The sequence below is a fragment of the Bradyrhizobium sp. JYMT SZCCT0180 genome (assembly GCF_018130165.1).
Lineage (GTDB): Bacteria > Pseudomonadota > Alphaproteobacteria > Rhizobiales > Xanthobacteraceae > Bradyrhizobium.
Genome location: NZ_JAFCLZ010000012.1, coordinates 141,646 through 154,537 on the forward strand (window position 1 = coordinate 141,646; position 12,892 = coordinate 154,537).

9 protein-coding genes are annotated in these 12,892 nt (G+C 64.1%); 2 read left to right on the forward strand and 7 right to left on the reverse strand.

What is annotated here, in order from left to right:
- Positions 1-58: 58 nt before the first annotated feature.
- The 7 genes from JQ641_RS18975 to ltnD all read right to left on the reverse strand — a co-directional run bounded on the left by JQ641_RS18975 (position 59) and on the right by ltnD (position 11,900).
- Positions 59-1,258 carry an efflux RND transporter periplasmic adaptor subunit gene (locus JQ641_RS18975; protein WP_211997504.1) on the reverse strand — a complete coding sequence of 400 codons (1,200 nt, stop codon included), beginning with the start codon at positions 1,256-1,258 and terminating at the stop codon, positions 59-61.
- Complete coding sequence (locus tag JQ641_RS18980; RefSeq protein ID WP_211997505.1) at positions 1,248-4,427, reverse strand: efflux RND transporter permease subunit; 3,180 nt, start codon at positions 4,425-4,427, stop codon at positions 1,248-1,250. The genes JQ641_RS18975 and JQ641_RS18980 overlap by 11 nt, the downstream gene beginning before the upstream one ends.
- Before the next feature lie 302 nt (positions 4,428-4,729).
- Positions 4,730-6,757: a methyl-accepting chemotaxis protein gene (locus tag JQ641_RS18985; protein ID WP_211997595.1), complete on the reverse strand. Its 2,028-nt coding sequence runs from the start codon at positions 6,755-6,757 to the stop codon at positions 4,730-4,732.
- A 207-nt stretch (positions 6,758-6,964) separates the two neighbouring features.
- Positions 6,965-8,653: a methyl-accepting chemotaxis protein gene (locus JQ641_RS18990; RefSeq protein WP_211997506.1), complete on the reverse strand. Its 1,689-nt coding sequence runs from the start codon at positions 8,651-8,653 to the stop codon at positions 6,965-6,967.
- Positions 8,654-8,825: 172 nt separating this feature from the next.
- Positions 8,826-10,103, reverse strand: a complete 1,278-nt coding sequence (gene otnK, locus JQ641_RS18995) for a 3-oxo-tetronate kinase (protein ID WP_211997507.1) — start codon at positions 10,101-10,103, stop codon at positions 8,826-8,828.
- Entirely contained in the window at positions 10,100-10,882 is a 783-nt protein-coding gene (gene otnI, locus JQ641_RS19000; protein WP_211997508.1) for a 2-oxo-tetronate isomerase, read from the reverse strand. Before otnI ends, otnK begins: the two co-directional genes overlap by 4 nt.
- A 22-nt stretch (positions 10,883-10,904) precedes the next feature.
- Positions 10,905-11,900 (reverse strand): L-threonate dehydrogenase, encoded by a 996-nt coding sequence (gene ltnD / locus JQ641_RS19005; protein WP_249150536.1) that lies wholly within the window; start codon positions 11,898-11,900, stop codon positions 10,905-10,907.
- A gap of 35 nt (positions 11,901-11,935) precedes the next feature.
- Here ltnD and otnC point away from each other — a divergent pair, with 35 nt between their 5' ends.
- Both otnC and JQ641_RS19015 read left to right on the forward strand, forming a co-directional pair.
- Positions 11,936-12,592, forward strand: a complete 657-nt coding sequence (gene otnC / locus JQ641_RS19010; RefSeq protein ID WP_211997509.1) for a 3-oxo-tetronate 4-phosphate decarboxylase — start codon at positions 11,936-11,938, stop codon at positions 12,590-12,592.
- A 19-nt stretch (positions 12,593-12,611) separates the two neighbouring features.
- Positions 12,612-12,878 (forward strand): hypothetical protein, encoded by a 267-nt coding sequence (locus JQ641_RS19015; protein WP_211997510.1) that lies wholly within the window; start codon positions 12,612-12,614, stop codon positions 12,876-12,878.
- Positions 12,879-12,892 lie beyond the last annotated feature (14 nt).

Genomic DNA, 12,892 nt, shown 5'->3' on the forward strand with positions numbered 1-12,892 from the left:
TCACCCGGCGCTACGCGCCGACCTCTCCCCGCAAGCGGGGCGAGGTTAGGGAAGAGCCCTACCCCTTCACGTCCTGCTTTTCCGACGCCGTCGTGGGCTTGCCCTTGGCAGCGGCGCCGACGACGCGGACCGGATCGCCGTCGGCGATGCCGTCGGGTGGCGCGGTGATGATGCGGTCGTCGGGGGTGACGCCCGAGGCGAGTTCGATCTCCTTGCCGAGATCGCGGGCGATGGTGACGGTCTTGAACAGCACCTTGTCGTCGGGGCCGACGGTCGCGACCCGCAAACCGTCCTTGTTGAAAATGAGAGCGCTGGAGGGAATATGCAACGGCACGGCGTCGCGTTCCAGCGGCAGGCGTACATTGGCGTAGGCGCCGGGCATCAGTTCGCCGCCGGCATTGTCGAGCGCCAGCTGCATGCGCGTCGTCCCCGAGGAGACATCGACCGACTGCGAGGATGCTTCCACCGTCGCCGCAAAAGTCCGATTCGGATATTCCGGCATCGTCAGCACGGCTTTCGCACCGATCCTGACGGCGGGAACGTAGCTCTGGGGCACGTTGACATAGACGCGCAGCTTGGTGATGTCTGACACCACGAACATCGCAGGCCCCGAACCGCCGCCGGCATTGATCAGCGCACCGACATCGGTTTCGCGCGCGGTGACCACCCCATCGAACGGCACGGTGATCTTCTTGTAACCTGCCAGCGCCTCCAGCCGCTCGACATTGGCGGTGCCGGAATTGACGGCGGCTTTCTTGTTGGCGAGGTCGGCGGTGCGCTCGTCGATTTCTTGCATCGAGACGAAGTTCGAGGCGAGCAGCGTCTTGCGCCGGTTCAGCGTGGCCTCCGACAGCCGCGCGCTCGACTGCTGGCTCACGAGATCGGCCCTAGCCTGCAGCAATTGCTGGTCGAGGTCGGGCGCCTCGATCTCGGCGATCACCTGGCCTGCCTTGACCTTGGCGCCGATATCGGCGCTCCAGCTTTTCAGATAGCCGCTGACGCGCGCGAATATCGGCGCGCGCGAATAGGCTTCGAGCCGGCCCGGCAGATCGATGGTGGGGTTGAGTGCGCGGGCATTGGGGAACGCGACGGCGACGCTCGGAACCGCCTGATTGTCGGTCCATTCGCGCAGCTTCGAGCCGGATTCCTCGCGCGCCCGGATGCCGGTGGCGACGATCAGCCCCGCCCCGATCAATGCCACGACCCCGAATAGGCCCAATTTCCGGCGCGATACCGGCGGGCGTTGTTCAGTGGACATGCGACGTCTCCGGTGCGGCGTCGGCGATGACGCCCTGTTTCTTGTGTACCATACTGAATACCACGGGAACAAACATCAGGGTGGCGATGGTGGCGAAGATCAGGCCGCCGATCACCGCCCGCCCGAGCGGCGCGTTCTGTTCGCCGCCCTCGCCGAGCCCGAGCGCCATCGGCGTCATGCCGATGATCATCGCGAGCGCCGTCATCAGGACCGGGCGGAAGCGGACGAAGCCGGCTTCCAGCGCCGCCGCGATGGGATCGCCGAGTTCCTCGTAACGCTCGCGCGCAAAGCTGATCACCAGCACGCTGTTGGCGGTGGCAACGCCCATGCACATGATGGCGCCGGTCAGCGCCGGCACCGACAGCGTGGTCTGCGTCGTGAACAGCATCCAGACGATGCCGGCAAGGGCCGCGGGCAACGCCGTAATGATCACGAACGGATCGGACCAGGACTGGAAGTTCACCACGATCAGGAAATAGATCAGCACCACGGCGGCGAGCAGCCCGAACAGCAAGCCCGAAAACGCGCTGTTCATGGTCTGCACCTGGCCGAGCAGCACCACCGAACTTCCTTTTGGCACATCCTTTGCCGTCTCCGCCATCGCGGTCCGGACGTCGGCGGCAACCGCGCCGAGGTCGCGGCCCTGCGGCGTCGCGTAGATCTGCACCATCGACTGGATGTCGTATTGCGAGACGACGGCACTGGAGGCCGAGCGCTTCACGTCCGCGATGCCGCCCAGGATCGGCGCCTGCGGATTGCCGGTCGCCGTAATGGGTAGCGCCTGCAGGGCGCTGAGCGAGTCCATCTTGTATTGCGGCGTCTGCATCACGATCGAATAGGACACGCCATTGTCGGGGTTGAGGTAGAAGGTCGGCGCGACCTGCGAACTGCCGGCGAGATTGACCACGAGACTGTTGGTGACGTCGCGCTCTGTCAGACCGACATATTGCGCCCGGGTGCGGTCGACATCGATGTTGAAGGTCGGAGCATTGGGCGATTGCTGGATGCGCGCGTCCGCGATGCCGGGAATGCGGCGAATCTTGCTCAGCAGCTTGTTGGCATAGTCGAAGTTCGCCTTCATGTCCGCGCCGCGGATCTGCAGATCGATCGGCGCCGGCGCGCCGAAGTTCAAGATCTGGCTGACGATGTCGGCGGGCAGGAACGAAAAGTTCATGCCGGGAAACAGCCGCGGCAACTGTTCGCGCAAGATCTGGACGTACTCGTCCGTGGGCCGGTGGCCTTCCCTGAGCTTGATCTGGATGTCGCCGTCGGCCGGTCCGATCACGCCGGTGTTGTTGTAGGTCATGTTGATGCCGGAGATCGGCATGCCGATATTGTCGGTGAGCGTTTCGATCTCGCCGGGCGGAATGATCTTGCGGATCGCCTTCTGCACGTCGGCGAGCTGGTTGGCGGTCTCCTCGACGCGGGTGCCGACCTGGGTGCGGACATGCATCAGGATGTTGCCGGCATCGACCGCCGGAAAGAAGTTGCGGCCGAGATACGGCACCAGCAGGAACGAAAGCGCGACCACGGCGAGAAAGCCGGTGACGAACAGCGGCCGCCGTCCCAGCGCCATCGACAACAGATCGTGGTAGCCGGCGCGAATCCGCTCGAACCGCGCCTCGAAGGCGCGCTGGAAGCGCACCAGCGGGTTGCGCGTCGGCGGCCGCCCGCCCTCATGATGGACATGCGGCTGGAGCAGATACTTCGCCATCGTCGGCACCAGCGTGCGCGACAGCAGGAACGACCAGATCATCGCGAACATGACGGCTTCGGCCATCGGCACGAACAGGAATCGCGCCACGCCCTGCAAAAAGAACATCGGCACGAACACGATGCAGATGCACAGCAAAGAGACAAAGGCCGGCGTCACGATCTGGTTGGCGCCGTCCAGAATGGATTGCTCGACCGGCTTGCCCCGCTCCAGATGGTAGTTGATGTTCTCGATGGTCACGGTGGCGTCGTCGACGAGGATACCGACCGCCAGCGCCAGCCCGCCGAGCGTCATGATGTTGAGCGTCTCGCCGATCGCCGACAAACAGATGATGGCGCCCAGCACTGACAGCGGAATCGAGACGGCGATGATGACGGTCGAGCGCCAGCTGCCGAGAAACAACAGGATCATGACGCTGGTCAGCAGCGCGGCGATCACGCCTTCAACGGCAACGCCCTCGATGGCGCCGCGCACGAACACCGACTGGTCGCCGATGAAGCCGATCTTCAGCGCGTCAGGCAGTGAACCCTTGACCTCGGTCACCTTCTGCTTGATGCCGGCGATGATATCGAGCGTCGAAGTCGCGCCCGCCTTCAGCACCATCATCAGCACCGAACGGTTGCCGTCGACGTGCACGATGTTGGTCTGCGGCGGATTGCCGTCGCGCACGGATGCGACGTCGCGGACATAGACCATCGCGCCGTTCACCGCCTTGATCGGCAGGTCGCCGAGTTCTTCCATTCGAAGCGGCGAGTTGTTGAGCTGGATGGTGTATTCGAACTGGCCGATCTTCTGGGTGCCGACCGGCGTGATCAGGTTCTGCGCGGCGAGCGCGTTGGCGACGTCCTGCCCGGACAGGCCGCGGGCCTGCAGCGCGGCAGGATTGAGGTCGATCTGGACCTGCCGCTGCTTGCCGCCGAACGGATAGGGAATGGCCGCGCCCGGCACGGTGACGAGCGGGGTACGCAACTGGTTGATGCCGATATCGGCGAGGTTTTGTTCGGTCAGCCCCTCGCCGGACAGTGCCACCTGGATGATCGGAACGGTGGAGGCGCTGTAATTGAGGATCAGCGGCGGGGTCGCGCCGGGCGGCAACTGCCTGATCATCGTCTGCGAGATCGCCGTCACCTGGGCGTTGGCGGTGCGGATGTCGACGCCCGGCTGGAAGAAGATCTTGACGATCCCGATGCCGGTATAGGAATTGGCGACGATGTGCTCGATGTCGTTGACGGTCGTGGTCAGCGCCCGCTGAAACGGCGTGATGATACGCCCGGACATCTGGTCCGGCGGCAGGCCGGTATAGTTCCAGACCACGCCGATGACGGGGATGCGGATGTCCGGGAAGATGTCGGTTGGCGTGCGCAGCGCGGCCAGCGGTCCGATGATCAGCAACAGGATCGCGAGCACAACGAAAGTATAGGGTCGGCTCAGCGCAATACGGACCAGAGCAATCATCTAGGAGGCAATCCCGAGGCCTGTGAGAGGCTGAGAACCGGCATTCCAAAAAGGGCCAGTTCAACCGCGCTGATTTAGCCGAACCGGGGCCAAATAGCCAACGCGGGCAGCGCAGCCGTCCTTCACTTCCTTGGCATAGCTGGTGGCCCCGGCTCGGGCCGGGCAGCACGCCGCCCAGCCGGATGGCGGGGTTGAGATACGGTAGAAGTACGGACCCCACCGTTCCGCAAACGCAGGCAACCAAATGCAAAAAGCCCGGCCCCTTGCGGAGGCCGGGCTTTCGTATCGTCATCCTGTCTTTGTCAGGCCGCGCGCACCGAGTCGAGGAACTTGCCGACCTCTTGCTTGAGGCGGTTGCTGTCGCCCGACAGCGATTGCGCGGCGGAGAGAACCTGCGTGGAGGCGGAGCCGGTCTCGGAGGCGCCGCGCTGCACGTCGGTGATGTTGGAGGACACCTGCTGGGTGCCGTGGGCGGCCTGCTGCACGTTGCGGGAGATTTCCTGCGTCGCAGCACCCTGCTCTTCCACGGCCGCGGCAATGGTCGAGGAGATCTCCGACAGCTTTTCGATGGTGCCGCTGATTTCCTTGATCGCGTTCACGGAGTCCTGGGTCGCCGCCTGGATGCCTGATATCTGCTGGCCGATCTCGCCGGTGGCCTTGGAGGTCTGCTCGGCCAGCGCCTTCACTTCCGACGCCACGACCGCGAAGCCACGGCCGGCATCGCCGGCGCGCGCGGCTTCGATGGTGGCGTTGAGCGCCAGGAGATTGGTCTGCTCGGCGATGGTGTTGATCAGTTCGACGACGTCGCCGATCCGGCTCGCCGCCTTCGACAATTGGCTGACGCGGTCGTTGGTGGTGCGGGCCTGGTCGACGGCCGCCGTGGCCATCCGCGCCGATTCCTGGACCTGACGGCTGATCTCGTTGACCGAGGAGGACAACTCTTCGGTCGCTGATGCCACCGACTGCACGTTGGTGGAGGCTTCCTCGGAGGCCGCAGCCACCATCGTGGTCAGTTCCTGGGCGCGCTCGGCGTTCGACGTCAACGTGCCGGCGGAGGCTTCCAGTTCGGTCGAGGCCGACGACACGGTCTCGACGATCTCGCCGACCGCCGTCTCGAAAGTATCGGCGAGCTTGATCATGTCGTCCTTGCGCTGCCGGGCGGCGATCTGGTCCTGCGTGATCTTGGCCTCGGCTTCGTCGCGGGCCTTCTGCTCGGCATTCTCCCTGATGATCGTGACCGTCTTGGCGAGGTCGCCGATTTCGTCGCCACGCCTCGCGCCGGGAATCACGACGTCGAGGTTGCCGCCGGCCATCTCACCCAGCGCACCGTTCAGGCGCATCATCGGACGAGAGATTCCAAGGAAGGAAAACACCATCGATGCGAACAGCGCGAGAATCACCACGATACCCATGGCGAGGCTGACCTTGCTGGCCTGATCGGTCTCGGCGGCAGCTTCTTCCTTCGATGTGGCGTAGTTCTTTCTCGACATGTCGACGAGGCTATCCATCAGCGTGCCCGCCTCCTGGGCAAACTTGACGGTGCGGTTGGCGACAATGTCCGCCTTCAATTCCTCGATCTTGACCACTTCGTCATTGGCGGCCAGGAAGCGTTTAACGATCGAATCCAGCGAACTGACCACTACCAGCAAATCGCGGTCATCGGCTTCGCCCCGCAACAGGTTGAAATTGGCCTTGAGCGCCGCCTGGGTCTTCGCGATCTGGGCGATCAGGCTGACATCGCCGGTGGCGCCCAGCCGCCAGACCATGGCCCGCAGCGCGTTGACCTTGGCGTCGGCCATATGCAGCAGCTTTTCGATCTCGAGCTTGTTGTCGAGTTTTGCCAGCGCGGGTGACGCCAGTTGGGTCTCGATCGCCTTGGTCCATTCAGCCGAAATCGCCGAGCGCTTGTCGATCACCGCGAGGAGATTGAGCTGCGTCTTCGCCAGCTCATCGACGCCGGTCGTGTAGGAATTCATCAGCGACCTGATTTTCTCCAGGCGCTGCTTGATATCCGGTATCGCCGCAATTGCCTGCGCGTCATCCAACGCCTTGGTTTCAGTGGCCTTCAATCGATTGAGGTCGGCCGCGTTCCTTTCGACGTCCGCAGCCTTCGTCGACAGGCGGATATTGCGCGCGGCAAGCTCGATCTGCCGTCCGTTCAGGTTGGCTGATATCGCGGCGTCGATGACGCGCTGCGAGCGGTCGGCACGGCTGTTTGCCGCCTCGATCGCCCGTTCCGACATCATCTGGTTGGCCACCATGCCGCCCGCCAGCAATATGCCGACCGCGCCAGCCAGCCCCAGTTTATACCCGATGCGATTGAGCTTGATCATTGTCAGCGAACCCCAAATTTCCCCAAAACGCGCTGTCGGCGAACAGCGCGCGCGCCGTAAAGATGGTGCTCTTGTAAAGAACACTGGTTAATTTTAGCTCAGTAGAGGCTACCGAGCAGCCCAACCGGATTTCGCTGCAGGGTTGCAGAACGCAAAAGCCCGGCTCCCTTGGGAGCCGGGCTCTTCGCCGGTAATCGGCCGGGTTCAGGCTGCCCGGACCGAATCCAGGAACTTGCCGACTTCGAGCTTGAGGCGGTTGCTGTCGCCGGACAGCGACTGCGCCGCCGACAGCACCTGCGAGGAGGCCGAGCCGGTCTCGCTCGCGCCGCGCTGCACGTCGGTGATGTTGGCGGAGACCTGTTGGGTGCCTTGCGCCGCCTGCTGCACGTTGCGCGAGATTTCCTGCGTCGCGGCACCCTGCTCTTCCACCGCGGCGGCGATGGTCGACGAGATCTCCGACAGCCGCTCGATGGTGCCGCTGATTTCCTGGATTGCGTTGACCGACTCCAGGGTCGCGGCCTGGATGCCTGATATCTGCTGGCCGATTTCGCCGGTGGCTTTCGCAGTCTGCTCGGCCAGCGCCTTCACTTCCGACGCCACGACGGCGAAGCCGCGGCCGGCTTCGCCGGCGCGCGCCTCGATGGTGGCATTGAGCGCCAGCAAGTTGGTCTGGCCTGCGATGGTGTTGATCAGTTCGACGACGTCGCCGATCCGGCTCGCCGCCTTCGACAATTCGCTGACCCGGTCGTTGGTGACGCGGGTCTGGCCGACGGCGTCGGTCGCCATGCGCGCCGATTCCTGCACCTGGCGGCTGATCTCGTTGACCGACGACGACAGTTCCTCGGTCGCCGACGCCACCGACTGCACATTGGTGGAAGCTTCCTCGGAGGCCGCCGCCACCGCTGTCGTCAGCGACTGCGAACGCTCGGCGGTCGCCGACAGCGTGCCGGCCGAGGCTTCGAGCTGCGTCGAAGCTGACGACACGGTCTGGACGATCTCGCCGATGACAGATTCGAAATTGCGAGTGATGCCGTCGACCCGGCGGCCGCGCTCGATCTTGGCTTCGGCGTCGAGGGCCGCGGCCTCGTCGGCGGCCTTCTTCGCGATCAGCGCCTGCTTGAACACCTGCAAGGTGTCTGCCATGGCGCCGATTTCGGTCTTCTCGCCCTGATGCGGAACTTCCGCGCTGAGGTCGCCCTTGCCCAGCGCCTGCATCGGGGTGACGATGGAAGCGATGCCGGTTGAGACGTCGCGAACCAGATAGATGCTGACGGCAATGCCGACGATGACGGCGGCGCCGAGGATCGCCGCCAGCATCATGAAGGCGGACGCGTAGCTGTCAGCCGCACTCTGGGCAGCCTTGTCGGCTCCGGCGTTGTTGAGGTCGATGCTCTTCTTCAGGACGGCGTCGGCCTCGAGCCCGATCTTGTTGACCGTCTTCGAGTTCATTTCATGCGCCTCAGCCGGGACCTTGCCGACGGAGTTGCGCGACAGCGCCATTACTTCCTCGGTGCCCTTCTTGTATTTATCCCAGAGGTCGGACCATTCCTTGTAGAGCGCACGCTCCTCCGGGGAGGCGATCATCGGCTCGTAGAGCGCGCGGGTCTTGTTGTTGCTCTCGACCACGCTCGCCAGGGTTTTTTCCTGGGCCTGCTTTCCTTCCAGCGTCCCGACCAGCATGTGCTCGCGGATCACGTTGCGGTAGGTGATGACGCCGGCGCGCAGGTCGCCAAGCACGCGAACGCTCGGCATCCAGTTGGTCGTGATATCCACGGTGTCGGCGTTCATCGCCCGCATGTTGCGGACCGCCAGCAGGCCCATGCCCGTCATCGCGACCAGCAGGAAGGCAACGACGGTAATGATTTTGGCGCGGATCGAGTACTTCGCGAGCATTGGTTTGGAATCTCTTGGTTTTGGGCGCGGAGACGCGCCGATTGCGACGAGGCGGTGCAAAGATGCCTGGCACGCAGCAGAAACTTATTCGTTCTCAGGTTGTGTTAATTTGGCGCACCGTAGAAATACGGTACGCGACAGAAGTCTTTGAGAAATGAATGGCGTAGGACGATCAGCGCATCAGCTTGAGCGCGTCGGAAAAGAATTCGGCGCCGCCGAAATTGCCCGATTTCAGGGCAAGCAGCATCTCGCCGTTTTTCGCACCCACCGCGCGCAGAACCGGCACGCCTGCAGCGATTTCTGCGCCAACGAGGAAGCCGGGAATCCCCAGGCGATCGACCACCGCGCCTGAAGTTTCACCACCTGCGACGACCAACCGGCGCACGCCGGACTGCACCAATCCGTCCGCGATGTCGGCCATCGCCTGCTCGATGGCATGTCCGGCTGCATCGCGGCCATGCCGGGATTGCAGGGCTGCGACCTGATCCGGCGTCGAGCTGCTGGCGATCAGAAGCGGGCCGTCACCGATCCGCTCCTTCGCCCATGCCAGCGCACGCCGCGCTTCATCCGGGCCCGCAACGATGCGGTCGGGATCGAGATGAAGCACCGGCATCGCCTTTTCGGCATTGGCAATCTGCTGCAGCGTTGCCTGCGAACAACTGCCGGCGAGGCACGCCGCCGGTCCACCGACCGGCGCATCGGTGTCCGCCTTTGTCACGTTGGATTTGACCTTGCCGGACGCGACCAACGCCCGCGCGAGGCCGAGCCCGATGCCGGAGGCGCCGACCGACAGTCGATGATCCAGCGCGACATTGCCGATGGTTTCCAGATCGCGGTCGAACACCGCGTCGATGATGGCCGCGCCAATGCCTTTGCCGGCGAGATCGGCAAGTCGCGCGCGCACAGAAGCTTCCCCGCGCGCGAGCGTTGCAAGATCGACCAGTCCGACTTTCGTCCGGCTCTGGCGCGCCAGCACCCGCACCAGATTGGAATCATGCATCGGGTTGAGCGGATGATCCTTCAGCGGGCTTTCGTTCAGCGGCACGGCGCCGACGAACAGATTGCCCTGATAGACGGTGCGGCCGGTTTCCGGAAAGGCCGGCGTCACCAGCACGATGGCGTCGCCGGAATCGCCGCGCAGCGCATCCATCACAGGACCGATATTGCCGGCGTCGGTGGAATCGAAGGTCGAGCAGATCTTGAACAGCACATGATCAGCGCCGCGGCCGCGCAGCCATTTCTCCGCCGACCGCGATCTGGTGACGGCCAGGCCCGCCTCGATCGAGCGGCTCTTCAGCGAGACCACGACCGCGTCGACTTCCGGCAGCGCGAGATCGCCTGCGGGCACGCCGATGGTCTGCACCGTGCGCAGGCCGCAGCGCGTCAGCGTGTTGGCGAGATCGGAGGCGCCGGTGTAGTCGTCGGCGATGCAGCCCAAAGACAATTTCACGATTTTGCTCCGGCGTAGGGTTTGAACCAGCCGAGGCCGTCGGTGGTGTTGCCGCGCGGGTTATATTCGCAGCCGACAAAGCCGCCATAGCCGAGCCGGTCGAGCTCAGCGAACAGGAACGGATAGTTCAACTCCTCGCCATCGGGTTCGTTGCGCGAGGGGATGCTGGCGATCTGGATGTGGCCGATGATTGGCATCATCTCGCGCAGCCGCATGGTGACGTCGCCATGGATGATCTGGCAGTGGTAGATGTCGAATTGCAGTTTCAGGTTGGGAATCTTCAACTCGGTGATGAGATCGCGTGCGAACAGGAAGTCGTTGAGGAAGTAACCCGGCACGTTGCGCGCATTGATCGGCTCGATCACCACGTCAAGGCCATGGGGCGCGAAGAACTCGGCCGTCCACGCCACTGACTTATAGAAGGCTTCCACCGCTTTGCGGTCGCCGCGGTCGGCAATCCCCGCCATCAGATGCAGCCGCTTGACGCCGGTCGCCTGCGCATAGGGCAGCGCCGTCTGCAGGCTGTTCTTGAGATCGTCGAAACGCTCCGGCAGCGCCGCAAAACCCTTTTCGCCGGCATTCCAGTCGCCCGGCGGCAGGTTGAACAGCGCCTGCGTCAGGCCGGCGCCCGTGAGCCGCTTGCCGACTTCTTCGGCCGGATGATCGTAGGGAAACAGGAATTCGACGGCGGTAAAGCCCGCTTTCGCGGCAGCATCGAAGCGATCGAGGAACGGGACCTCGTTGAACATCATCGTGAGATTGGCGGCAAAGCGGGGCATGTGCTGTCCTCTTCCTGCTTGATTACTTCGGCTCGCCCGGCAGATGCGTGCCGGTGACGCGGGCATACATCCGCGCCACCGAGGCGTCGTCGTCGCGGCCCATGCCGGAAGCCGCCGTCATCAGGAACATCTGCAACGCGGCGGCGGCGACCGGCACCGGGAATTTCGCCGTGCGCGCCATGTCCTGGATGATGCCGAGGTCTTTCACGAAAATCTCCACCGCACTGCGCGGCGCATAATCGCCATCGAGCACATGCGGCATGCGGTTCTCGAACATCCAGGAATTGCCGGCGGAGGCCGTGATCACTTCATAGACTTTCTTGATGTCGAGGCCCTGCTTGGCAGCAAATGTAATCGCCTCCGAGGCCGCGGCGATATGCACGCCGGCCAATAGCTGGTTGATCATCTTGAACGCGGCACCCTGCCCCGCGGCATCGCCGAGTTCATAGAGTTTGGCGGCCATCGCATCCAGCGCCGGGCGCGCCTTGGCGAACGCGGCTGAACTGCCCGAGGCCAGGATGGTGAGTTCGCCCTGCGCCGCGCGCTGCGCACCGCCGGAGATCGGCGCGTCGAGATAAAGCCGTCCCGTCGCCTCCAGCTGTTTGGCCAGCCGCCGCGCCACATCGGGGTCCATGGTGGCGGAGGAGATGAAGACAGCGCCCTGCCCCAAGGTTTCGGCGACACCGTCAGCGCCAAACAGGATGGTTTCGGTTTGCGCCGCATTGACGACGACGCTGACGACGATATCGGCCGCCTTGGCGGCTTCCGCCGGGGTTTTGGCGCCGTGGCCGCCATCGGCGACGAACCGCGCGACGGACTCGGGCGAGACATCGCACCCCGTCACCTCGAACCCGGCGCGGCGCAGCGAGGTGGCCATGCCAAAGCCCATCGAGCCCAGCCCGATGACGGCGACGCGCGGTTTTGCGGATTCTGGCATTGTGGCGTTCCCTTGGGTTTCTCTGAGCCACGGTCCCTTGCGGCTTTGCCTCTGGGTATCACGGCTTGGCCGCGCTGCCAAAGCGTGAGAAAAGGCCGGAGGAACAGGATTTATCCATGAGCGAAACCAGAATTCGCGAGGAAATCTGCCGTCTCGGCCGCTCGCTGTTCGAGCGCGGGCTGACGCCGGGCTCCTCGGGCAATATCAGCGTCAGGCTCGACGATGGCGGCTGGCTGGTGACCCCGACCAACGCCTCGCTCGGCTCGCTCGATCCTAACAGGCTGTCGCGGTTAGGGCCCGACGGCCAACTCGTCTCCGGCGACGCCCCGACCAAGGAAGTGCCGCTGCACACCGCCCTCTATCAAACCCGCAGCGCGGCGCGCGCCGTGGTGCACCTGCATTCGACCCATTCGGTTGCGCTCTCGATGCTGCCGGAGATCGATCCCCGCGCCGCATTGCCGCCGATGACGCCCTATTATCTGATGAAATGCGGCCAGACCGCGCTGGTGCCGTATTTCCGGCCCGGCGATCCGGCGGTGGCGGACGCCATCAAGGGACTGGCCGGGAAATATTCTTCCGTGCTGCTCGCCAATCACGGCCCGGTGGTATCCGGCGACACGCTGGAAGCGGCGGTGTTCGCGATCGAGGAACTGGAAGAGACGGCGAAACTGTATCTGCTGCTGCGCGGGTTGAACCCGCGATATCTGTCGCCGGAACAGGTGGCGGATCTGACTAAGACGTTTGGATTGACGCTACCGGACCACAGCCACTGATAATGCGCGGAGGATGCTCATGTTCAAATTCATTGGTTTCGCTTTCGGACTTCTGTTCCTGATCGGCCTGTCGGATTCGACAGCGCTGGCGCAAGAGACGGCGCAGAGCATGCTGGCGGTACAGATTCGCTCGCAGGGCTATACCTGCGACAAGGCGCTCGGCGCCGTAAGGGACGCCAAGCGTTCGAAGCCGGACTACGAGGTGTGGGTTCTCAGGTGTAGCAACGCGACCTACCGCGTAGGCCGGTGGCCGGACATGGCGGCGAAGGTCGAGGTCATCCGGTAGCTGCCGTAGCCCGG